The organism is Hoeflea phototrophica DFL-43 (assembly GCF_000154705.2).
GTDB classification, from domain to species: domain Bacteria; phylum Pseudomonadota; class Alphaproteobacteria; order Rhizobiales; family Rhizobiaceae; genus Hoeflea; species Hoeflea phototrophica.
The window spans coordinates 4,191,355-4,214,972 of record NZ_CM002917.1; the positions used below are offsets into that span (position 1 = coordinate 4,191,355).

The 23,618-nt window shown below is 59.4% G+C and carries 21 protein-coding genes; 7 read left to right on the plus strand and 14 right to left on the minus strand.

All coding sequences use genetic code 11. The features are described from left to right. Positions 1-39: 39 nt before the first annotated feature. Positions 40-765: an acetoacetyl-CoA reductase gene (phbB, locus tag HPDFL43_RS19830; RefSeq protein ID WP_007199205.1), complete on the minus strand. Its 726-nt coding sequence runs from the start codon at positions 763-765 to the stop codon at positions 40-42. A 107-nt stretch (positions 766-872) separates the two neighbouring features. Continuing rightward, entirely contained in the window at positions 873-2,054 is a 1,182-nt protein-coding gene (locus HPDFL43_RS19835; protein ID WP_280949354.1) for an acetyl-CoA C-acetyltransferase, read from the minus strand. A 346-nt stretch (positions 2,055-2,400) separates the two neighbouring features. On the opposite strand from HPDFL43_RS19835, the gene phaR reads away from it, so the two are divergent. Beyond that, a complete protein-coding gene (phaR, locus tag HPDFL43_RS19840; RefSeq protein WP_007199207.1) occupies positions 2,401-2,994 on the plus strand; it encodes a polyhydroxyalkanoate synthesis repressor PhaR in 594 nt (197 codons plus the stop codon). Between the two features lie 70 nt (positions 2,995-3,064). Here phaR and ggt read toward each other — a convergent pair whose 3' ends face one another. Further along, positions 3,065-4,651 carry a gamma-glutamyltransferase gene (gene ggt, locus HPDFL43_RS19845; protein WP_007199208.1) on the minus strand — a complete coding sequence of 529 codons (1,587 nt, stop codon included), beginning with the start codon at positions 4,649-4,651 and terminating at the stop codon, positions 3,065-3,067. A gap of 122 nt (positions 4,652-4,773) precedes the next feature. Here ggt and HPDFL43_RS19850 point away from each other — a divergent pair, with 122 nt between their 5' ends. Further along, entirely contained in the window at positions 4,774-5,205 is a 432-nt protein-coding gene (locus HPDFL43_RS19850) for a GlcG/HbpS family heme-binding protein (RefSeq protein ID WP_007199209.1), read from the plus strand. 91 nt (positions 5,206-5,296) lie between these two features. Here the strand turns inward: HPDFL43_RS19850 and HPDFL43_RS19855 are convergent, their stop codons facing one another. The 10 genes from HPDFL43_RS19855 to HPDFL43_RS19900 all read right to left on the minus strand — a co-directional run bounded on the left by HPDFL43_RS19855 (position 5,297) and on the right by HPDFL43_RS19900 (position 18,365). Further along, positions 5,297-5,701 (minus strand): hypothetical protein, encoded by a 405-nt coding sequence (locus tag HPDFL43_RS19855; RefSeq protein ID WP_007199210.1) that lies wholly within the window; start codon positions 5,699-5,701, stop codon positions 5,297-5,299. 163 nt (positions 5,702-5,864) lie between these two features. Beyond that, complete coding sequence (gene pyc, locus HPDFL43_RS19860; protein WP_007199211.1) at positions 5,865-9,323, minus strand: pyruvate carboxylase; 3,459 nt, start codon at positions 9,321-9,323, stop codon at positions 5,865-5,867. Between the two features lie 97 nt (positions 9,324-9,420). Next, positions 9,421-10,164 carry a helix-turn-helix transcriptional regulator gene (locus HPDFL43_RS19865; protein WP_007199212.1) on the minus strand — a complete coding sequence of 248 codons (744 nt, stop codon included), beginning with the start codon at positions 10,162-10,164 and terminating at the stop codon, positions 9,421-9,423. 232 nt (positions 10,165-10,396) lie between these two features. Further along, complete coding sequence (locus HPDFL43_RS19870) at positions 10,397-11,542, minus strand: iron-containing alcohol dehydrogenase (RefSeq protein ID WP_007199213.1); 1,146 nt, start codon at positions 11,540-11,542, stop codon at positions 10,397-10,399. Further along, a complete protein-coding gene (locus HPDFL43_RS19875) occupies positions 11,539-12,927 on the minus strand; it encodes an aldehyde dehydrogenase family protein (protein WP_007199214.1) in 1,389 nt (462 codons plus the stop codon). The genes HPDFL43_RS19870 and HPDFL43_RS19875 overlap by 4 nt, the downstream gene beginning before the upstream one ends. A 75-nt stretch (positions 12,928-13,002) precedes the next feature. Further along, complete coding sequence (locus HPDFL43_RS19880; protein WP_007199215.1) at positions 13,003-14,367, minus strand: glutamine synthetase family protein; 1,365 nt, start codon at positions 14,365-14,367, stop codon at positions 13,003-13,005. Positions 14,368-14,547: 180 nt separating this feature from the next. Further along, entirely contained in the window at positions 14,548-15,600 is a 1,053-nt protein-coding gene (locus tag HPDFL43_RS19885; RefSeq protein ID WP_007199216.1) for a TRAP transporter substrate-binding protein, read from the minus strand. A gap of 42 nt (positions 15,601-15,642) precedes the next feature. After that, positions 15,643-16,977 (minus strand): TRAP transporter large permease, encoded by a 1,335-nt coding sequence (locus tag HPDFL43_RS19890; RefSeq protein WP_007199217.1) that lies wholly within the window; start codon positions 16,975-16,977, stop codon positions 15,643-15,645. Continuing rightward, positions 16,974-17,501 carry a TRAP transporter small permease subunit gene (locus HPDFL43_RS19895; protein WP_007199218.1) on the minus strand — a complete coding sequence of 176 codons (528 nt, stop codon included), beginning with the start codon at positions 17,499-17,501 and terminating at the stop codon, positions 16,974-16,976. The genes HPDFL43_RS19890 and HPDFL43_RS19895 overlap by 4 nt, the downstream gene beginning before the upstream one ends. A gap of 69 nt (positions 17,502-17,570) precedes the next feature. Continuing rightward, positions 17,571-18,365 carry an N-formylglutamate amidohydrolase gene (locus tag HPDFL43_RS19900; protein WP_007199219.1) on the minus strand — a complete coding sequence of 265 codons (795 nt, stop codon included), beginning with the start codon at positions 18,363-18,365 and terminating at the stop codon, positions 17,571-17,573. Positions 18,366-18,576: 211 nt separating this feature from the next. On the opposite strand from HPDFL43_RS19900, the gene HPDFL43_RS19905 reads away from it, so the two are divergent. Beyond that, positions 18,577-19,422: a MurR/RpiR family transcriptional regulator gene (locus HPDFL43_RS19905; protein ID WP_007199220.1), complete on the plus strand. Its 846-nt coding sequence runs from the start codon at positions 18,577-18,579 to the stop codon at positions 19,420-19,422. A gap of 72 nt (positions 19,423-19,494) precedes the next feature. Further along, positions 19,495-19,824, plus strand: coding sequence for an ArsR/SmtB family transcription factor (locus HPDFL43_RS19910; RefSeq protein ID WP_007199221.1), 330 nt, complete (start codon positions 19,495-19,497; stop codon positions 19,822-19,824). A 7-nt stretch (positions 19,825-19,831) separates the two neighbouring features. Here HPDFL43_RS19910 and HPDFL43_RS19915 read toward each other — a convergent pair whose 3' ends face one another. Beyond that, entirely contained in the window at positions 19,832-20,626 is a 795-nt protein-coding gene (locus HPDFL43_RS19915; RefSeq protein ID WP_007199222.1) for a DUF2189 domain-containing protein, read from the minus strand. A 206-nt stretch (positions 20,627-20,832) separates the two neighbouring features. Between HPDFL43_RS19915 and HPDFL43_RS21500 the strand changes: the two genes are divergently transcribed. The 3 genes from HPDFL43_RS21500 to ispG all read left to right on the plus strand — a co-directional run bounded on the left by HPDFL43_RS21500 (position 20,833) and on the right by ispG (position 23,600). Next, positions 20,833-21,621: a PAS domain-containing protein gene (locus HPDFL43_RS21500; protein ID WP_007199223.1), complete on the plus strand. Its 789-nt coding sequence runs from the start codon at positions 20,833-20,835 to the stop codon at positions 21,619-21,621. A gap of 174 nt (positions 21,622-21,795) precedes the next feature. Beyond that, on the plus strand, positions 21,796-22,251 hold the full coding sequence (locus HPDFL43_RS19925; protein WP_007199224.1) for a TspO/MBR family protein: 456 nt from the start codon (positions 21,796-21,798) through the stop codon (positions 22,249-22,251). A 107-nt stretch (positions 22,252-22,358) separates the two neighbouring features. Beyond that, positions 22,359-23,600 (plus strand): flavodoxin-dependent (E)-4-hydroxy-3-methylbut-2-enyl-diphosphate synthase, encoded by a 1,242-nt coding sequence (ispG, locus tag HPDFL43_RS19930; RefSeq protein WP_040449386.1) that lies wholly within the window; start codon positions 22,359-22,361, stop codon positions 23,598-23,600. Positions 23,601-23,618: the final 18 nt, after the last annotated feature.

Genomic DNA, 23,618 nt, shown 5'->3' on the forward strand with positions numbered 1-23,618 from the left:
CCGAAGGAGCCGTTTGTTGTCTTCGACTTGCCTGCGTGATCAGGAGAAGTACTGCCCGCCATTGGCCGAGATCGTGGAGCCCGTAATGAAGCCGGCGTCATCAGCGGCAAGAAACACCACCGCACGTGCAATTTCTTCAGGCTCGCCCAGCCGGCCAACCGGGATCTGCGGGATGATGCGCTCGTTGAGAACCTTCTCATCGATGGCGCGGACCATGTCAGTACCGATATAGCCCGGGCAAATCGCGTTGACGGTAATCCCGGCGCGCGCGCCTTCCTGAGCCAAAGCGCGGGTGAAGCCGATGTCACCGGCCTTGGCCGCCGAGTAATTGACCTGACCGGCCTGTCCCTTCTGGCCATTGATCGAGGAGATGTTGATCACGCGGCCGAACTTGCGCTCGCGCATCCCGCCCCACACCGGATTGGTCATGTTGAACAGCCCGGTAAGGTTGGTGTTGATGACTTCATTCCACATCTGTGGCGTCATCTTGTGGAACATACCATCACGGGTGATGCCGGCATTGTTGACCAGCACCGCGACCGGACCAAGATCCGCCTCAACCTGGGCGATCCCTGCAACGCAGGCATCATAATCGGCAACCGACCATTTGTAGGTCTTGATCCCGGTCTCGGCTGTGAACTTCGCCGCCGCATCATCATTGCCTGCATAATTGGCGGCAACAGTATAGCCCGCCTCTTTCAGCGCGACTGAAATCGCCGCCCCGATTCCCCGCGACCCTCCCGTCACGATTGCTACCTTACTCATACTGCTCCTCCTCCAGGATCACTTTCTGCAGTCTTATGTCCGCCCCTGCGGACTGTATTCTTGGGTGTGGCAAACCTCCGGTTCACCGCACCATTCTCGAAAAGATCTTAGTCGCGTTCGACACAGAGCGCCACGCCCATGCCACCGCCGATGCAAAGCGTCGCAAGGCCCTTCTTGGCGTCACGGCGAACCATCTCGAAAAGCAGCGTGTTCAGGATCCGGGCACCGGATGCGCCGACCGGGTGACCGATGGCAATCGCGCCGCCATTGACGTTGACGATCGCCGGATCCCAACCCATATCCTTGTTCACCGCGCAGGCCTGCGCAGCGAATGCCTCGTTGGCCTCCACCAGATCGAGATCTCCAACACTCCAGCCGGCCTTTTCAAGCGCCTTGCGCGATGCAGGGATCGGGCCTGTGCCCATGATCTGCGGATCGACACCGGCGGTTGCCCAGGACACGATACGTGCCATTGGCGTGATCCCGCGCTTGGAGGCTTCCGCTTCGCTCATCAGCACGGTGGCGGCAGCGCCATCATTGATGCCCGACGCATTGGCAGCGGTCACGGTGCCTTCCTTGTCGAAGGCCGGACGCAGCTTGGAGATGCCCTCTACGGTGACACCATGCTTGATGTACTCGTCTTCCTCGACGACCGTATCACCCTTGCGGCCCTTGATGGTGACTGCGGCGATCTCGTCCTTGAACTTGCCGGCCTTCTGCGCGGCTTCAGCCTTGTTCTGCGAGTTGACGGCAAAGGCGTCCTGCTCGTCGCGCGAAAGCTGCCACTGCTTGGCGACATTCTCGGCGGTGTTGCCCATCAGATAATTGTAAAACGCATCGGTCAGCGCATCATACATCATGGTATCGACCATGCTGGCTGCGCCCATTTTCACACCATTGCGCATATGCATCGCGTGCGGCGCCAGCGACATCGATTCCTGACCGCCGGCGACGATAATGTCGGCATCCCCGGATGCAATCTGCTGCATACCGAGCGCCACCGCGCGCAAGCCCGAACCGCAGAGCTGGTTCAGCCCCCAGGCCGTTGCTTCCTGTGGGATTCCTGCCGCCATTGCAGCCTGGCGCGCTGGGTTCTGCCCCTGGCCGGCCGAAAGGATCTGGCCGAGGATAACTTCGTCGACTTCCCCGGGTGCAACACCGGCCCGCTCAAGCGCAGCCTTGATGGCGACCGCGCCAAGGTCATGGGCTGCAACAGAAGACAATGCCCCGTTGAACGAGCCGACGGGAGTGCGTGCCGCGCTGGCGATAACGATAGAACTCATGGTGATATCCCTGTCATGTTCTGATGAGAATTTGCGCAAACCGTGCCGGAGCTTGGAGCGCCTGTCAAATGCTCTGCGTCTGGTTTCGACATGCAATCGTTTTAATCGACACTATGGTCTGACGCCATCCCGAAGCGGCGTTCGCTTCGCGAGAAAGTGGAAGGCGGCCAGCAGGCCCCGCAGCAAAGGTTGCCTTTGGCTGACAGCACAATGGTGGATCCGAAACGAGTCCCGAGGGGCACGGCCCGGTTAGCTGCAATGCACAAAGGATTTGTCATTTCGTCGAATTATCGCCTACAGTCTTGTTGAAACTTAGACTTTCAGGTCCGGGGAGACCATCGAGGAGAACCTAATGGCCAAAAACAGCGGTCCCGTAACCATCAAGAAGTACGCCAACCGTCGTCTCTACAACACAGGTACCAGCACCTATGTGACGCTTGATGATTTGGCGGTGATGGTCAAAAAGGGCGATGATTTTGTTGTTCTTGACGCCAAGAGCGGTGACGACATCACCCATTCGGTGCTGACCCAGATCATTTTCGAACAGGAATCAAAAACCGGCAACACGCTGCTTCCGGTCTCTTTCCTGCGTCAGCTGATTGCCTTCTATGGCGACCAATTGCAGATGGTCGTACCCAGCTACCTGGAACACTCCATGGCCGCTCTGACCGAACAGCAGGAACAGATGCGCGCGCAGTTGACCAATTCCGTCGGCGAAAATCCAGTGACCCGCAACATGCAGCTCCCCATGCAGATGGTCGAAGATCAGGTGCGCCGCAACACCGAAATGTTCCAGAAGGCGATGCAAATGTTTTCGCCCTTTACCCTCGGCCACTCTGCGGAACCCGGCGAGTCCGAAAAGAAGACCGACACTTCCAAGGACATCGGCGAACTCAAAGCCGAACTCAAAAACCTTCAGGACAAGATCAACGCGATCGACACCTGACCCTCTGCGTCGCGGGCCCATCCCCCGCACGAACCGGCAGGCCAGAACAATTGCAGAAACGCGCGGCGCTTTAATATCCCGCCGCGTGTCCGTCCTTGCGCGGGTCGGATCCGGCGATGAAGAAGCCACGATCGTGGTCGATGGATATGGCCTGGCCACCACCAAGCGGCGTGTCGGCAGCTTGTACCTTGTGCCCAAACCTCTCGAGCCCCTCAGAAACCTCCACCGGAACACCGGCCTCAATGTTCAAGGCCCCGTCCTCGGCCCAGAAAACGCGCCCGTGATCAAGCGCTGCCTGCGGGTCCATTCCGTGGTCGGTGATGTTTGAAAACACATGCGCATGCCCCATCGGCTGATAGGCTCCGCCCATCACTCCGAATGAAACGGACGGCCTGCCGCCCTTGAGCGCCATCGCCGGAATGATCGTGTGCATCGGGCGTTTCGACGGACCGATCGCGTTGGGGTGACCCTCTGCCACCACGAAACATGCGCCGCGGTTCTGCAGCAGCACCCCGCTGTCGGGCGTCATGATCTGGCTGCCAAAGGAACCATAGACCGAATTGATGATCGACACCGCCATGCCGTCCCGGTCGGCCACGGTAAGATACACCGTGTTTGAAGCCGGCAGCTTCGGCACAGTGACGGACGGGTTGCGCTTCGACCGGTCAATCTGTCCCACCAGCGACTGTGCAAACGCCATCGAGGTCAGCTCTTCGCTGCTTATCGTCATATGCGCGGGATCACCAACCATGGCGTCGCGCACCGCATAGGCAACGCGGCCGGCCTCGATCTCCAGATGATAGCGTTCGGCACTGTCATGCGGCAGCTCGGCGGTGTTCAACAACGTCATCAGGTTCATCATGATCAGCGCGACCACGCCCTGGCCGTTCGGCGGAATTTCCAACACCTCATGCCCGCCATAGCTGGTCGCAATCGGCGTTACCCAGTCAGCCTCGACAGCGGCCAGATCAGCTTCCGTGAGAAAACCGCCCTTGGCCTGCACAGTGGCAGCAATCTCGGCAGCAACCGCACCCTGATAGAATGCCGAAGACCCTTCGCCAGCGATCAGCCGCAGTGTTTTGGCCAGGGCTGCGCATGACACCCGGTCGCCAAACGTCGGCGCCTCACCGGAGATCAGCAGATGCTTGCTGGTTCCTTCGTCCCGCCGCAAGGTCTCCACTTGCCGGACCCAGTCGAAAGCCACGCGCGGTGCAACCGCATAACCATGCTCGGCGAGCCCGATCGCATCGGTAAACAGCCGTTCGAACGGCAGCTTGCCAAACCTTGAATGCATGACTTCCCAGGCCTTGACCGCGCCCGGAACCGTGATCGAATGGGCTGAGAGATCCGGTATCTCCGTAAAGCCATTGTCACGATACCAGCCCGCATTGGCGTCGGCCGCTGCACGCCCGGAACCGTTCAAGCCATGCACCTGGCCATCGGCTTGAGCGATCAAGGCGAAACAATCGCCGCCAATCCCGGTCATTTGCGGCTCCACCACGGACAGCGTCACGGATGCCGCAATCGCCGCATCCACGGCAGAACCACCCTCGCGCAGCACCGAGATCGCGGTCGAGGTTCCAAGCGGATGCGATGTTGCCGCAATACCGTTTTCGGCAATAACCGGCGAACGTCCCGGAACATCAAAACGGCGCATATCGTTTCCTTTTTTGAAAAAGACTTTCAATCTCGAGCAGCATCCAGCGTCTGGCGCATGCACCGGGTTTACCCCTATAAAGCGGGCAATCCCTTCTGACACTGTTTTCAAAGGCATTCAACATGACGGAACTTACGCTCGCCAAATCGCTCAAGATCATCACCTCGGCCCTTGCCAAGGGCAAGGAGCTCAACCTCAAGCCGTTGTGCGTTGTCGTGCTCGATGCCGGAGGGCACGTCAAAGCTTCCCAGCGCCAGGACGGCGCGTCGATGATGCGGTTCGAAATCGCAAGCGGCAAGGCCTACGGGGCTCTGGCTGTCGGCGCCGGATCACGCTGGCTCAACCTGCAGGCTGAAACCCGTCCACATTTTCTCGAAGGCCTGTCTGCTGTTTCCGGCGGCAAGATCGTCGCCGTGCCGGGCGGGGTGCTCGTACGCGACCGAAAGGGCGCGATCATCGGTGCAGTCGGCATCACCGGCGACACCTCCGACAATGACGAGGCTTGCGCTATCGCAGGCATCGACGCCGCCGGCTACACGCCAGACGCAGGCTGATCGCCAAGCAGGCGATCAGGGTTGTGAACAAAGAAGCCGCGCATCCAATCGGATGCACGGCCTTTCAATACTGTGAAATCAGGCTTTCGCTCTACAGACCGATCGAGACGTCCCGGCCGGCGGACCGGATCGATACCGAGAATCCGGCGATCACATCGACAAAGGCGACCACCATCAGGATAAAGAACACTTGTGTGGCGGCATCACGCACCAGCAGAAATTCCACCAGAAAGCCAATGAAGACCAGCATCGACAACATGTGATCAATGACGGACCAGGCCCCGGTGCGGGTCGCCTTGAGCACTTCGATGAACAACAACACCAGCGAGACCACGATCAGCACATCGCCCCAGCTCATCGTCCAGGTCGCACCTGACATCATCTGCAATGACGTCACCGTTGCGCCGAGATCCGACACACCATTGCCCATGAAGCCCAGCATGATGAAGTTGTAAAACACCAACGGTAGGATCATCAGCGGAATGGCAGCGAGCATGTCTCTATCCTGTCGAATGCTGGCCGGAAGGTGACCCAAACAAAAGCTTGAATCCAACGGCGATACGAATCGGCTATCGATCAGACATTGCTGAAATACATCGGCCCACGCAAGTCCGCGGCAGCCAGATGCATACTATTTCCCTTCCGCATTGAGATTGCGCTCAGGTGTAAACCACCAGCAGATCCTTCGCATCGATCTGGTCGCCGGTCTTCACCAGTACTTCCGAGAGCACACCGTCACGCTCGGCATGGATCGCCGTTTCCATCTTCATGGCTTCGATCGACACCAGCACATCTCCAGCCTTGATGTTCTGACCGGGCGCGACCGCGACCGTCGACACCACGCCCGGCATCGGGGCTGCAACATGAGCCTCATTGCCGGCTTCGGCTTTTCGCCGTGCCGCTGCACCGGATGCACCATGCGCGCGGTCGGGGACCTTGACCCGGCGCGGCTGACCATTGAGTTCGAAGAACACGGTCACCATGCCCTTGTCGTCTGGCTCGCTTTCGGCAAGATTCTGGAGCACCAGCGTCTTGCCTTTCTCGATCTCGATGAACAACTCTCCGCCCACCGGAAGGCCATAGAAATAGGCCGGCGTCGGCAGCATGCTGACCGGGCCATAGGTTTCGATCGCCAGGGCAAAATCGGTAAACACCTTGGGATACATCAGATAGGACGCAAACTCGTTTTCACTTATCGGGCGCTCGAGCTTGGCCTCGATCTCTGCGCGCTCGGCATCCAGGTCAGCATCGGGCAGCAGCGATCCCGGCCGCGCGGTATAGGACGCCTCTCCCTTCAGCACCTTGTCTTGCAAGCCTTCGGGCCATCCCGCGGGCGGCTGGCCGAGATCACCGCGCATCATCGAAACCACGGACTCGGGGAACGACACATCCTTTGATGGGTTTTCGACATCAGCCACGCTGAGATCCTGACTCACCATCATAAGCGCCATGTCACCAACCACCTTGGATGACGGTGTCACCTTGACGATATCGCCGAACATCTGGTTGGCGTCGGCATAGGCCTGAGCCACTTCGTGCCAGCGGGTTTCAAGCCCCAGCGAGCGCGCCTGCTCCTTCAGATTTGTGAACTGGCCACCGGGCATCTCGTGCAGATAGACCTCGGACGCCGGGCCCTTGAGATCACTCTCGAACGCAGCATACTGGTTGCGCACGGATTCCCAGTAGAAAGAGATCCGCCGGATCCATTCCGGATCGAGACCAGGGTCACGCTCATGTCCCTTGAGCGCTTCGACAATCGAACCGAGGCATGGCTGCGAGGTGTTGCCGGAAAGCGCGTCCATTGCTGCATCCACCGCATCCACGCCGCTGTCGACCGCAGCCAGAACGGTTGCGGCTGAAATGCCCGAAGTGTCATGGGTGTGGAAATGGATCGGCAAATCGGTGGCTTCACGCAACGCCGTAAACAACTGCCGTGCTGCCGCAGGCTTGAGCAGCCCGGCCATGTCCTTGAGTGCAATGATATGCGCGCCAGCCTTCTGGAGCTCTTCGGCCAGTCCAACATAATATTTGAGATCATATTTCGGCCGTGCCGAATTCATGATGTCGCCGGTGTAGCAGATCGTCGCTTCGCAGAGCTTGTCCTCGGCGCATACCGCATCCATGGACACCCGCATGTTGTCGACCCAGTTGAGGCAGTCGAACACCCGGAACAGGTCAATCCCGCCCCGCGCCGCCTGGCGGACGAAATGCTTGACCACATTGTCCGGGTAGTTCTTGTAGCCAACCCCGTTGGCGCCGCGCAGCAACATCTGCAAAAGCAGGTTCGGAGCGCCCTGGCGCACAAGCTCAAGCCGCTCCCACGGATCCTCGGTGAGGAACCGCATCGACACATCAAAGGTCGCCCCACCCCAGCATTCCAGCGACAGAAGGTTGGGCAGCGCACGTGCGTAAGTACCCGCGATGGCCGCAATGTCATGGGTCCGCATCCGGGTCGCCAGCAGCGATTGGTGCCCATCGCGCATGGTGGTATCGGTCATCAACACCCGGGTCTCGGCACGCATCCAGTCGGCAAAGCCATTGGGTCCAAGCTCATCAAGCAACTGCCGGGTTCCATCTGCCACCGGCGCATCCACATGCGGCACCCGTGGTGACGCTGCATCCGCCGCCGGAAGTGGACGGCCCTTGGTTTCGGGATGACCATTGACCGTCACATCGGCAACATAGGTGAGAAGTTTGGTGGCACGATCCTGGCGCTTGACCTGTTCGAACAGCTCCGGTGTCGTGTCGATGAACCGGGTCGTGTAGGAATTGTCGCGGAAACTTGGATGGCCGATGATCGCCTCGAGAAACGTCAGGTTGGTCGCCACACCCCTGATCCGGAACTCGCGCAGCGCCCGGTCCATGCGCCGGATGGTTTCCTCCGGCGTCGGCGCCCATGCGGTGACCTTCTCGAGCAGCGGATCGTAAAACCGTGTGATGACGGCACCGGAATAGGCGGTCCCGCCATCAAGCCGGATGCCGAAACCGGTGGCGCCGCGATAGGCGGTGATTCGGCCGTAGTCTGGAATGAAGTTCTGCTCAGGGTCTTCCGTGGTGATCCGGCACTGCAGGGCATGGCCGTTGAGATGGATATCCTGCTGCGCGGGAACACCTGATTCCGGCGTGCCTATCACGGCCCCCTCAAGCAGATGAATCTGCGCCTTGACGATGTCGATGCCGGTCACTTCCTCAGTGACGGTGTGCTCGACCTGAATGCGTGGATTGACCTCGATGAAGTAGAAGGCGCCGGTATCGATATCCATCAGATACTCGACGGTTCCCGCGCCAACATAACCGGTGGCATTGGCAATCTTCAGCGAATATGCAGCAAGCTCCTGGCGCTGGGCCTCGGTAAGATAGGGCGCTGGCGCACGTTCCACAACCTTCTGATTGCGGCGCTGAACCGAGCAGTCACGCTCGAACAGATGTACGGCGTTGCCATGGGTGTCGCCGAGAATCTGACTTTCGACATGACGGGCACGCTCCACCAGCTTTTCGAGATAAACCTCGTCCTTGCCGAAAGCGGCCATCGCCTCGCGCTTCGCCTCGGTAACCTCTCGGACCAGGTCCTTCGGATCACGAATCGCCCGCATGCCGCGGCCGCCGCCGCCCCAGGAGGCCTTGAGCATGATCGGATAACCGATCTCTTCAGCCATGCGCGCCACTTCATCCATGTCGTCGGGCAGCGGTTCGGTTGCCGGCACCACCGGCACCCCGATTTCAATGGCGAGGGTGCGCGCCGCAACCTTGTTGCCAAGCCGGCGCATGGTGTCCGGTCGGGGACCAATGAACACGATGCCATTCTCGGCACAGGCATCGGCGAATTCCGGGCTTTCAGACAACAGTCCATAGCCGGGATGGATCGCATCTGCACCGGAGAGTTTGGCAACCCGGATCACTTCATCGATCGAAAGGTAGCTTTCAATGGGTCCCAGATCGCGCTCCAGATGCGGCCCGCGGCCAACCTGATAGGACTCGTCAGCCTTGAACCTGTGCAGCGCAAGCTTGTCCTCTTCAGCCCAGATTGCAACGGTTTTCAGCCCCAATTCATTGGCTGCCCGGAAAACCCGGATTGCAATTTCTGAACGGTTGGCAACAAGAATCTTCGAAATCGGCACAGACTGGCTCCCCAATAGACACAATCACACCGGGACGCATTATCCCCGCGGCCAATCCATAGCGCCTGTTTTGTTGCAGTGCAAATAAGGGGAGCGATCAGGAAATCAGACCCAGCCTGAAAGCAATCGCAACCACATGGTGGCGATTCTTGGCATGCAGCTTTTCCTGAATTCCGTTCATGTACCAATCCACGGTATGCGCCGAGAGGCCAAGCGCCGTCCCCATCTCGTTCGAAGTCATGCCGCAGCCCAGATATTCGAGTGTTTGCATCTCGCGCTTGGTCATCTGCATCGTCACCGGCCGGTTGAGCCGTTCATGGGCCGCCGGATCAAGCAACTCCACCAATTCCCAGAACGCTTTCTTGGCCAGCGCGTCCATCATTGCCATTTCAGAGCGCAACAGCTCCACATACCCGCCGGCAATGGTCAGATATCCGACCAGGCCACGGCGCCCATGAACCGGAAAAACGTAGCCGTCCTCAAGCCCGAAACGCCGGGCATCGGCCATCATCCGCTCCATGCGCTTGTAATGGGGATCCTCCTGATAGGCCTCCATTGGCTCGCGCCAGCGGAAACCGCCCTGTGAGTGACCCAGATAGCGAAGAGTCGGGTCAATCGTGGCATATTTGCGTTTCGCATAGAGTTCAGGCCAATCGCTTGGCCATTGCTCGGCAAGGATCATATCAACCGCGCCACTCTCCGGGCCGGCCTGCCGCACAAGCTTGAAGAAGTCAAAACCCAAACCAGCGACAACTTTTGACAAGCGCTCGCGCATGGTTGCAGCACCTTCGGACGGATCCTTTTCCCAGTCGAGAAACCGCACAACCGCACTCATATCCATGATGCTCTCCGAAGGGGTTCGACAGAGTCGCGAATCCCCAAAACCCACTGATTTTCACCAGTCAAAACACGTTCCAAAACGCTTTGTAACCCGAAATCTTGCAATCAGAACAACCTTTCATTGTATATTTGCAAAGGGATCGCGCTGGAACCAGCGTGTTTCAAGACATACAAAAATGCGGGCCCGCTGATCAGCGGGCCCGCATCCTTCATGCCTTCTTGTGCTAGCAGATTTAGATGCAAGCCTCGAAAAGCGCCTTGGTGTTCTCGGTTGTCAAAGTCACCGGATTACCACCAGCGCTGGGATCCTCCAGCGCCATCGCAGTCATCTCGTCGATCCGGTCACGTCCGACACCCAGCGCGGAAAGCTTGTCGGGAACCCCGAGATCGGCACGCAGCTTGAGAGCGAAGTCGTAGAAGCCGTCAAACCCGCCGGAGATTCCCATGTAGTCTGCAGCACGGGCGATGCGGTCTTCGATGGCCGGCCGGTTCATCATCAGCACCGGCGGCATCACCACGGCATTGGTCATGCCATGATGAGTGTTGTAGATGGCGCCGATCGGATGCGACAGCGCGTGAATGGCGCCAAGCCCCTTCTGGAACGCAACCGCGCCCATCGCCGCAGCACTCATCATGTCCGCGCGGGCGGAAATGTTCGTTCCATCGGCAACAACCAGCGGCAGGTTCTCCTTGACCAGCCGCATGCCCTCAAGCGCGATGCCCTGGCTCATCGGATGATAGAACGGAGATGAATAGGCCTCCAGGCAATGGGCAAAGGCATCCATGCCGGTGCCGACCGTGATCATCTTCGGCATGCCGACAGTCAGTTCAGGGTCGCAGATCGTCACCGATGGCAAAAGCTTTGGATGGAAGATGATCTTTTTGACATGCGTGGCGGAGTTGGTAAGCACCCCCGCCCGTCCCACTTCGGACCCCGTGCCGGCTGTCGTCGGCACTGCGATGATTGGCGCAATCATGTCTGCATTGGCACGGGTCCACCAGTCGCCGATATCCTCAAAATCCCACACCGGACGGGTTTGACCGGCCTGAAACGCAACCAGCTTGCCCAGATCAAGCCCTGAGCCGCCGCCAAAGGCGATCACGCCGTCATGGCCGCCACTTTTGAAGACCTTCACGCCGGCCTCAAGGTTTTGCTCGTTCGGGTTGGGGTCAACCTCGCTGAATATGGCGCGGCCAAGACCGGCAGCCTCGAGCAGATCAAGTACCTGTGTGGTGATCGGCAGGGATGCCAGCCCGCGATCGGTGACCAGCAATGGCTTCTTGATGCCGGCGGCCTCACAGGCTTCAGCGAGCTCCGAGATGCGCCCTGCGCCAAAACGGATTGCGGTGGGATAAGACCAATTGGCGCTCGGGCTCATGCAGATGTCTTTCTCAGATGGTAGGATTTGGGACGGGTGAGATTGTGAAAGCCGATTTCCGACAGCGAGCCGCCACGGCCGGTGGCCTTGCAACCGGTCCAGCACAGGGCCGGGTCGAGATAGTCGGCGCGGTTCATGAACACAGTGCCGGTTTCAATCTCGGCGCCGAGGCGGGCTGCCCGCTCGACATCATTGGTCCAGAGCGAGGCCGTCAGTCCGAACTGGCAATCATTCATCAGGCGCAGCGCTTCCTCGTCACTGTCGACCGGCATGATACCGACCACAGGGCCGAAGCTTTCGTCGCGCATCACCCGCATGTCATGGGTTACATCGACAAGCACCTGCGGCATCAGATAGGCGCCGCCATCATCGGCCGGGAACAGCGCCGGATCGATCAGGCCGCGGGCGCCCTGCGCCAACGCTTCCGATGTCTGCGCCCGAACTTCAGCCGCGAAGCGCACATTGGCCATCGGGCCGATGGTGGTGTCGGGATCGAGCGGGTTGCCAAGCTTAAGGCCGGAGGCGACCCAGGCCGCGGCCTTTTCGACAAAGGCATCATAGAGCGGGCGGGCGACATAGAGCCGCTCAATGCCGCAGCAGCATTGCCCGGCATTGAACATCGCGCCGTCCATCAGGACATCCACGGCCCAATCGAGATCGGCGTCTTCCATCACATAACCCGGATCCTTGCCCCCAAGTTCAAGACCCAATCCGGTGAAGGTGCCGGCGGCCGCACGCTCGATGGCCTTGCCGCCACCGACAGAGCCCGTGAAATTGACGAAATTGAAGCTTCCCGCCGAAATCAGCTTTTCGGTGCCCTGATGGTCCAGAAACAGATTGATGAACACATCTTCCGGCACGCCCGCCTCATGGAAGGCGCGAACCATCCGCTCACCCACCAGCAGTGTCTGCGTCGCATGCTTGAGCACCACGGTGTTTCCGGCAATCAGCGCCGGAGCAACGGTGTTGATCGCGGTCATGTAGGGGTAGTTCCACGGCGCAATCACGAACACCACGCCATGCGCCTCGCGCACGATCCGGCGTTCGAACTGCGCCGAAGTCTCGATCTCGACCGGGGCCAGCGCCCGCGCGGCAATTTCGGCCATGTAGTGAGTGCGCTCATTGACGCCACCAAACTCGCCGCCATAGCGCACCGGACGGCCCATCATCCAGGCCAGTTCCGGCACCACCTCGTCCTGCATTTCATTGAGCCGGGCGACACCGGCACGGACCAAGGCTATGCGCTCTTCAAGCGGACGCCGGGCCCAGTCCTTCTGCGCCTTGCGCGAGCGCGCAACTGCCGCTTCGGCCGCTTCAAGCGCCATCACCGGACGTTCGGCATAGACCGAACCGTCGACCGGCGAAATCAGTTTCAAACTGCTCATTGTCTTGTCTCCTTCTGGCAGCCCCTGTGTGCTTGCGGAGTGCCAGCCATTACTCTTGTCTTTGGGGTTTCGCGCTCAGGCCCGCTCGAAACCACGGGCGATTTCCCAATCGGTCACCGCCTTGTCGAATTCTTCCTGCTCCCATTCGGCGCAGCGCACATAATGATCAACCACCGCGTCGCCCATGGCTTCCCGCAGCATCTTCGAGCCGCGCAGGGTTTCCGTCGCAGCCCTGAGCGTGGAGGGAATGTGCTTGGCATCCGCATGTTCATAGATGTCGCCACCGGTCGGCGGCGCCAGCTCCAGCTTGTCCTCGATGCCCTTGATGCCAGCAGCCAGCAGCGCTGCCTGCGCGAGATATGGGTTCATGTCGGAACCACCAATGCGGCACTCGACGCGAACGGCCTTGGTGCCCTCACCACAAAGACGGAAACCTGCTGTGCGGTTGTCGACAGACCAGACCGTCCGCGTCGGCGCAAAACTGCCCTTCATAAAGCGCTTGTAGCTGTTCACATAGGGAGCCAGGAAACAGGTATATTCGGACGCGTATTCGATCAGTCCCGCCAGGAAATGGCGCATCAGCGTCGACATGCCGTACTCGCCGTTCTCATCCCGGAAAGCCGGGGTGGAGCCGCTCCACAGCGACATGTGCACATGCGACGACGAGCCAACCTTCTTGGGATTCCATTTTGGCAGGAAGGTTACAGCGCGGCCATTGGCCCAGGCGATTTCCTTGACCGCATGCTTGGCAATTGTGTGATGGTCAGCGCAATCAAGCGCTTCAGCATAACGGATGTTGAGCTCTTCCTGCCCGGTCTCGGCCTCACCCTTGGTGTTTTCCACCGGGATCCCGGCCGCGAAGAGATGGTTGCGCACCGGGCGCATGATGCCCTCCTCCTTGGTTGTCTGCAGGATATGGTAGTCCTCATTGTAGGAGCTGATCGGCGTCAATTCGCGATACCCCGAAAGGGCGAGATCACGGAAACTCTGCTCGAACAGGAAGAACTCCAGTTCGGTCGCCATCATCGCCGTATATCCAAGCGCCTTGAGCCGCGCGATCTGGACCTTCAGGATCTGCCGTGGCGACTGCGCAACCGGCTCATGGGTATGGTGGTCGAGGAGATCGCACAGCACCATTGCGGTTCCCTCGAGCCAGGGCACGCGCCGCATGGTGGAGAGGTCGGGCTTCATCACATAATCGCCGTAACCCGCCTGCCAGCTGGTCGTCGCGTAGCCGTCCGGGGTCGCCATTTCGAGGTCGGTGGCAAGCATGTAGTTGCAGCAATGAGTTTCCTCATGGCTTGAATCGATGAAGTTCTGAACGTGGAAACGCTTGCCCATGATGCGGCCCTGCATATCCACGCAGCACACCAGCACGGTATCGATGTCGCCGGAGCCCGCGGCGGATTTCAGCGCGTCAAAGGAGAGGTTTCCAGCCATGGTATCTGATCCCGGTAATCGAAGACCCCATGATCCGTTCAACCGCTTTGGTTGCTGCGGTCATGGGTGTGTTCCAAAAGTGACAGCGGACAACTGACGCAATCGCCAATTTGAGCGCGCTGTAGCGGCAAACCGCCCCCCGGACAAGCCGGGAGGCGGTGATTTCAAACGTCGGCGCAATCAGCTTTCGCCGTACGGGAAACCCGCGGCATTGATGACGCTGTTGTATTCCTTGAAGATCGAGATGACCTTTGCCTTGGTTTCGCTTTCCGCGGCAATCTCCTCCCAGAACACCTTGGCGGCGTCCTCGACCTGCTTCCAGTCGGAGGCCGGAACCGAACGCAGCTCCAGCTTGTCGCCGGTGGCGCGCAGCTTGGCTTCGCCGCCCCAGTACCACTGGTTGCGGAACGTGTGGGTTGCTTCCATGCAGGAGATGTAGAGCTGCTTGAGATGCTCCGGCAGCGCGTTCCACTTTTCCTCATTGGCAAACCAGGAGCCGATCCAGGCGCCGGAGATGTTGTTGGTCAGGAAGTAGTCGGTCACATCGGCCCAGCCGACGGTGTAGTCCTCGGTGATCCCGGACCAGGACATGCCGTCGAGTTCGCCGGTCTGCACCGCAACTTCGGCATCCTCGTAAGGGATCGACACCGGCACCACGCCGAACTGGGTCAGGAAGCGGCCAGCGGTCGGGAAGGTGTAGAGCCGCAGGCCGTCGAGATCGGCCACACTGGTGATTTCCTTCTTGGTGTTGAAGTTGCACGGATCCTGGCCGGCAGCCGAAAGCCAGACCACGCCCGTCCCGGAATAGGCTTCGCGCCAGATGTCAGCCAGCCCGTACTGCTGGAACAGCACCGGCACATCAAGGATCGAGCGGGTGGCGAACGGGAAGTAACCGCCAAACAGACCCACTTCCACCGGCGACGCCATCGAATCATCGTCCGAATGCACCGCATCGATGGTGCCTGCCTGCATTGCGCGGAACAACTCGCCGGTTGGAACGATCTGGTCGGCAAAGAACAGTTCGATCACCATCTCGCCATTGGCGGCCTTGTTGAAGGCATCGACGAAGGGCTGTGTCACAAACTGGCCAAGCGTCGCGCCGGCATAGGTTTGCATGCGCCAGCGGATCGGCTCCTGGGCAATCGCAGGCGGAGCAGCGAGGGCGGTTCCGGCTGCAGCGCCGGCTGCAACGCCGGCCTTGGTGAGAAATTGACGCCTTTTGATAATGCTCATGCTGTTCTCCTTTTTGGATGTGCTTCTTCAGATCTGCTCATTTCAGCCTCGAAGTTTGCCCCGGAACTGCTCTGGCAACCAAAGCGCCAGATCCGGGTAGAGCATCACGATCACAAGTGTGAGCAACATGATCGCGACGAAGGGAATGACGGATGCATAGATGTGACGCAGCTTGATTTCGGGTGGCGCCATGGCGCGCATCAGGAACAGATTGTACCCAAACGGAGGCGTCATATAGGCGATCTGGCAGGTGATCGTGTAGAGAATGCCGTACCAGACCAGATCAAAGCCAAGCACCTTGACCAGAGGCACATAGAGCGGCGCGACAATCACCAGCATCGCCGTATCATCAAGAAAGGTGCCCATCAGCAGGAAACTCAGCTGCATCAGGATCAGGATCTGCCAGGGTTCAAGCCCCAGCTGACCGAGGAAGAAATTCTCGATCGCCCGCACCGCGCCAAGGCCATCGAACACGGCACCGAAACACAGTGCCGCGAGAATGATCCACATGAACATGCAGGAAATGCCCAGTGTCTTGCGCAGCACGTTCTCCATCACCTCGCGCGACAGCCGGCCTTTGATGAAGGCTGCGGCCATTGAGGCCAGCGCACCCACGGCGGAGCTTTCCACCAGACTGGTGACACCCATCAGGAACAGCCCGTTCATCAGGAAGAAGATCATGAATGGCAGGAAGCCCGCCTTCATCAGAACAATGCGTTCTTTCCAGGTTATTGCATCACGCTCTTCCTTCGAGAGCGGCGGCCCAAGATGCGGTTGCAACTTGCAGCGCACGGCGATGTAGAGAATGAACAGCGTGGCCATCAGCAGGCCCGGGAACACGCCGGCAAGCCACAGCTGGCTGACCGGCTGGCGTGCGATCATGCCGTAGAGCACCAGCACCACCGATGGCGGAATCAGGATGCCCAGACTCGAGCCGCCCTGCACCACCCCGGTTATCATCACCTTGTCGTAGCCGCGCCTGAGCAGTTCCGGCAGCGCGATTGTCGCCCCGATCGCCATGCCCGCCACCGACAGGCCATTCATCGCCGAAATCACCACCATCAGCAGGATCGTGCCAATCGCCAGCCCTCCGGGTACAGGCCCGAACCAGACATGAAACATCCGGTAAAGGTCGTCGGCAATCCGGCTTTCCGACAGCATATAGCCCATGAAGATGAACATCGGCAGCGTCAGCAGCGGATACCATTTCATCAGCTTGATCGACTGTGCAAAGGCGATTTCAACTCCGCCGGTGCCCCACAGGGGCAACGCCGCGATCACCGCGACAGCGCCAATGACGCCGAACACCCGCTGCCCGGTCAAAAGCAGCGCCATCATTGCGGCAAACATGAAAAGGGCAATCAGTTCGTAACTCAAAGGCCTGCCTCGCTGGCATGATTGACGCTGACACCGCGCAGATAAAGGATATCGCGGAAGAATTCGGCGAGGGTCTGCAGCAGCATCAGGAAGACACCGATTGCCGCGACCAGCTTGACCGGCCACATGTAAGGCCGCCACACCGAATGCGCCCGTTCGCCATATTCGATGGCGTAGGTCGTGCTCGAAATGCCGCCATAGAGCAGCACACAGAGATAGAAGAGCAGGAACAGCACTGTCACGGCATCGATCGCCGCCTTCCGGCGCGGGGACCACATCGAATAAACGAGGTCCATGCGCACGTGATCGCCCATCTGCATCGAATAGGGACCGCCAAGCAGATAGTAGCCGACCATCACGAACTGCGCGAACTCAAGCGTCCACAATGCGGGAGAGCCTGCAAACTTGGTCAAAGTGGACCATAACAGAACACCCATCAGTCCGAAGATCAGATACATCGCAAATCGTCCAACCTTGCGGTTGAAGGCGTCAATTGCGCGGATATAGGCTTCAACAAACTTCATCGAGCCCGCTCCCCTGACAGCAGCGTCCGCCCCGGACACGGCAAAGGCTTGCACCCCGGGATTGCCTGATCACACATGCAGTTGCCCCCTGTGTGTATTGAGGTCAGCCAATGCGGTCTGCAACAGCCCGGCAATTTGCTTGGCCCATTCGGCCTGTCCGGCGGCATCGGATATCAGATCATTGCGGATTTCCAGCATGACGTTGGCAATTTGCCGGGTCAATCCGTGCTTCTTGAGCGTGTGTGTCACCCCGTCCTGCGGACCATAGGGGTAATTCCGGCGCACGCCTTCAAGCCCGGCGGCGGAAGCTGCCTCGAGCATCGCATCAGCCAGCCGCGGATCATCATCATGCAGAATCCCTAGCGCACCATCGCGGAGGGCACCCAAGTAGACCGGCGTGAACGAATGCACCGTCACCAGAGTGATTGCGCGTCCGGCTTCGTGCCGACTGTCCATCAGGTCAGCAACGGCGTCATGAAACGGATGATACAGCGCTTGGGCACGTCGGGTTTTGGCCTCGGCACTGAGGCCGCAGTTTCCCGGCACAGCAAAGACTTCGCTTTTTTCGGGATATGCGTCGGCAGCCTCGGGAGGGCGATTGCAATCATAGGCCAAACGCGAGAACCGCTGCATTACCAGCGCCGCATCAAGCGCTTCCGACAGCCGCTCCGCAACGCCTGCGGCCCCGATGTCCCAGGCGATGTGGCTCTCAAGCGCCTGGGCATCAAGCCCAAGCGTTCCAAGCGCCTGAGGCATTGTGTTCGCAGCATGCTCGCAAACCAGAACGATATCGCTGACGCCATCAGCACGGCTCACGGTAAAAACCGGCCCCTCCGATGCGTCGATCAGCTTCTCGTCCTGCACGGTAGTTGTAGCTCCCTTGTCTAAGCGCGAATGCCTGGGTTGATATGACTGCGCATGAATTTACCCCGCCCATGGTCCGTCAGCGTTTGTAACATTGATTAGGATTGTGCAATCGATGTCAATCCTGTAATTTTTATTACACATCGTGCTGCGTCCTGTCCGGGATCCCTTTCCAAACGTGCGGGGCAGACATTCGAACGGGAGACAACGAATGGCCATTCGCGAACAGGTCCAGGCCGAGCTGGGCAACCTGCCGGGAGCGGAAAAGAAGATCGCTCACGCCTTTCTCGCCAACTACCCGAGCATAGGGCTGTCCACCATCGCCGAGCTCGCAGCCCTTGCCGGCGCCAGCGCCCCGACGGTGTTGCGCTTTGTGGCGCGGCTCGGCTTTGAGTCCTATCCCGATTTCCAGCGGCGACTGCGTGCAGATGTTCAGGCGCAATTGATGTCGCCGCTTGAGCGGGCTCGCAGTTCCGGCCCAACCACCGACAACCCGGCACTCAAAGCCAGCTTCGCCAACATTGCCGGCAATCTCGAGGCCACCTTGAAGGCGGTGCCTGAAAGCGAATTCGAAACAGCTTGTGAGTTGCTTTCCGATTCCAGATCAGCCTGTTGCTTTGTCGGAGGGCGCTTCACCGATGCCGTTGCCGGTTACATGGCCGCCCATCTCAGGATCATCCGCCCGGGCGTGAGGCATTTCGGCGGTCAGACCTCGACCTGGCGCGATCAATTGCTCGACATCCGGCCCGGCGATGTCGCAGTCCTGTTTGACATCCGTCGCTACCAGTCAGATCTCGTTCGCCTCGGCGAATTGCTGGCCGAGCGCAAGGCACGCATCATTCTCATCACAGACCCCTGGCTGTCGCCGATTGCCCGGTCTGCCCGCGTGGTACTGCCCTGTGTCGTCGACGCTGACCGCACCTGGGATTCGAGCGTCACTCTGCTTGCCCTCGCCGAAGCCATGATCGATCGGGTGTCGCGCGCTCAGGCAGCCACCGCCGGCACCCGCATGCAAACCCTCGAAGACATCCACTGGAACAGAACGCCAGGGCTGTGAGGCATCCACCGGCAGCCCGCACATGCCGCCATCATCTTGCGCAAAGCAAGCGCATCCAATACCCATGATACCATGAACCAGCAGCAAGCCTTGGAGGCCTTCTCAGCACTCAGCCAGGAAACGCGGCTCGCCGTGTTTCGGCTTCTTGTCACCGCCGGACCGGATGGCCTGGCGTCAGGCGAGATTGGCGAACAGCTGGGCGTGCGCCAGAACACCATGTCGACCAATCTCGGAATCCTGCTCAAGGCCGGGTTGGTCAACCGCGTGCGCGATGGCCGCAGTGTACGCTATCTCGCCAATCACGATGGCATCAGCGGTCTTCTCGGATTCCTGCTCGAAGATTGCTGCGGCGGTCAACCGGACCTGTGCCGCCCGCTGATCCGCCAGCTCTCCTGCAACTGAGACGAACTCAGGCGGGCGCCGTCGCCCGTTTGTAAAGATGCCAGGTCGCATGCCCCAGCACCGGCAGCGCAATCAGCAGCCCGGCGAACAGCGGCAGCAACGCCAGCAATGTGATCAAACCGACGATAAAGCCAAAGCCAAGCATCGGCACCGGATTCTTCACCACAGTAGAAACACTGGTGATCATCGCGGTGATAAAATCGACTTCGCGTTCGGCAAGCATCGGCAGCGCGATCACCGTGGTGGAAAACAGCACCGATGCCAGGAACGCCCCAACGACTGTTCCAACAGCCAGAAAGCCCCAACCTTCTGGCGTTGAAAGAACCACCTGCACGAACGCGTCCCAGCTCGAGAACGACTTGAAGCCCAGAAACAGCGCCAGAAGCAGCCGGACCTGATAGACCCAGATCCAGAAGATGAACATCACAACAAAGGCCATCCAGCCAAGCTGCCGCTCCCGCTGATGGAACACCTCGGCCAACACGCCCTTGCGCGTCACCGGCTCACCAGCAGCAAGCCGGCGGCTGACTTCATACAACCCGACCGCCACGAAGGGGCCGAGCAATGGGAAGCCGATTGCCAGCGGAATGATCATCCAGGGCGATCCGATACGCGTTAGAAACGCCAGAATGACAAGTCCGCCCAGCATGTAGATGCCACCAAAAAACAGCCCGAATCCGGGACGCGCCCGGAAATCCGACCATCCCGCGCCAAGGCTGGCTTTAACGTCATCAAACGAAATTGCCCGAATCGGTGGGGCGCCAACCGGTTCCTCTCCGGCCATTCCAGTGCTGTTGTTCATCGTTGAATCCTCCCTGCTACCGGCCCGAGCCGATACTTTTCGGCACAAGATCGACACCATTCATTCAAAAATAACAATAAATCTATCATTATATCGTTTTTCCTGGCTCGCAATGCTTGAATACGCTTGCAATCATCAACTTTTGAGCCAGTATCCGGAAATGTAGGGGCAATGATTGCCGCATCGTTCTAAATGATGGGGTCTGGATGACTGACAGCAGAGAAACACTGCACGACGTTCTTGCGGCGTTCAAGCAGGCAGAAGCAGATTTGGCCTGCGCAATTGATGCGGGGGAAACAGAGCAGATCCACCGCGCAGAGCTTCGTCTCTCGCAGGTGCACTTTGCGGTGTGCCATTATCCAAGTCAGACCCCGGCAGAGTTGAGCGCACAACTGCGCTTCTTGCTGGATCGCCTGATCAACCAGACCGGGGCGAGCCATGAAAGTGTGGAGTACCGCGAGCTCTGCGACATGCTTACCAACCGGCTCGAGAGACAGATAGGAACGCCCTGGGAGCGCGCGGCAGGCCGCGGTGAGGTGGCATCGCAACCAACCTACCTTGATCCGCTGGAAAGCCTGTCGGTGTCGGACCTGGTTTCGCAGGCAACGGACCGTGTCTCCATCATCGGCACAGATTACCGCTATCTTCGCACCAGCATGGGCAATGTCGATTTCTATAAGAGAACCCAGCAAGACCTTACGGGCAGGCACGTGGGCGAGACGATCGGCGCGATGCGGTTTGAAAAGAGGGCCCGTGCACGTTTGGACGCCTGCTTCAACGGCAGCCTGCAGGACTACAGCCACACTTTGGAAATCAATGGACAAATCCGGATCATGAATTGCCGCATGTCACCGGTCCGCGATCGCCATAACGCCCTTATTGGAGCGCGCGTGCTCATGAGTGATGTCACCTCTCTTTATCAAGGTGAAACGCCGTTGACCCCTTGCGCGAAAATGGCAAACGATCTCAGCGTTGGTATCCTGAAGAGAGCCTGAAGTTGTTTTTCAGCCCGTTCTCGCCTGGTAAACTGGCAAAATTCTTGCCAACACCCTACCTATGGTTATCGACTTCCAAAAGAAAACGGCGGTTGTCCATCTCTAGGTGACGGTGTGTTTATGGCTGTCGCCTTGGCAACGGCGCCAGAAACCACCCGGTTCAGGAGATCCAGAATGTCCGCCTTTGTGATAGCCGTTCTTGTGATCGTGACCGCCTCAAGCGGTGCCATCTTCAAGCCCGGCCCCTGGTACGAAAGTCTTCAGCGGCCAAGCTGGACCCCGCCCAACTGGGCGTTTCCGGTGGTCTGGAGCATTCTCTACATCCTTATCGGCGTTTCGGGCTGGATCGTCTGGCAGGCCCAGGGTGTGGGTCTGGCCATGGGATTGTGGCTGCTGCAACTGATCCTCAACGCCGCCTGGTCCTGGCTCTTCTTTGGAATGAAACGGATGGATCTGGCCTTCGTCGATGTTTGCGCCCTGCTCCTTTCCATTCTCGCCTACATTGCCATTGCCAGCACCGTTTCACCTCTCGCAGCGCTTCTGTTCGCCCCTTACGCCGTTTGGGTCGTCACTGCGGCAACACTTAATCGCGCCGTGTGGCGTCTCAATCCGGAGGCTGTCAGCGGCTGATCCGGGCCGCTGCGCCATCAAGCATCTTCCAATTGGGATGGACACGGATTAGGTAGGGAGCAGCTTCATGGCAGATGGCCGGAAGCGGCGACCATTCCGAGGGCTCCATGACTGAATCTCCCTTTGTTGTTCCGCAGGCCCGCCGGTCCAGCATTGCTGTCGATGTCGGCGGTGTCATTGTCGGTGGCGGCGCGCCGGTTGTCGTGCAATCGATGACCAACACTGACACTGCCGATGTGGACGCAACTGTCGCCCAGGTTGCAGCCCTGCACAATGCCGGCTCCGAGATCGTGCGGATCACTGTCGACCGGGATGAGAGCGCCGCCGCTGTTCCGAAGATCCGGGAGCGGCTCGAACGGCTTGGCATTGACGTTCCGCTGGTTGGCGACTTCCACTATATCGGCCACAAGCTTCTGGCTGATCATCCCTCTTGCGCCGAGGCGCTTTCCAAGTATCGCATCAATCCCGGCAATGTCGGCTTCAAGGACAAGAAAGACCGCCAGTTCGTCGAGATTATCGAGATGGCGATCAAATACGACAAACCCGTGCGCATCGGGGTCAACTGGGGATCGCTTGATCAGGTGCTTCTGACCAGGCTGATGGATGAGAATGCTGAGAACGGCTCGCCTCTCAGCGCCCGTGATGTCACGCGGGAAGCAATCATCCAGTCAGCCCTGCATTCGGCCGCCCTTGCGGAAGAAACCGGCCTGCCGCGCAATCGTATCATTTTGTCGGCCAAGGTCAGCCAGGTTCAGGACCTGATCGCAGTCTATGGAGAACTGGCCCGTCGCTCGGACCACGCATTGCACCTGGGCCTGACCGAGGCCGGCATGGGCTCGAAGGGCATCGTCGCCTCGGCAGCCGCCATGGGCATTGTGCTCCAGGGTGGCGTCGGAGACACCATCCGCGTGTCACTCACGCCTGAACCGGGCGGAGACCGCACCCGTGAGGTCATGGTTGCCCAGGAACTGCTGCAGGTCATGGGGTTCCGGCAGTTCCTGCCGGTGGTTGCCGCTTGCCCCGGCTGCGGACGCACCACCTCGACCGTATTTCAGGAGCTCGCCCGCACCATCGAGGATGACCTGCGCGAGAACATGCCGGTCTGGCGCGAAAAATACCCCGGTGTCGAGGGCTTGCAGGTCGCCGTCATGGGCTGCATCGTCAACGGGCCCGGCGAATCCAAGCACGCCGACATCGGCATTTCATTGCCCGGCACCGGCGAAAGCCCCGCAGCCCCGGTCTTCATTGACGGAAAGAAGGCAGGAACGCTACGCGGCCCGAAAATCGCCGAGGATTTTCAGGTAATGGTCGCTGACTATATTGAAAAACGGTTCGGCCAGAACGGGTAACTAAGACTGGAAGTGGCT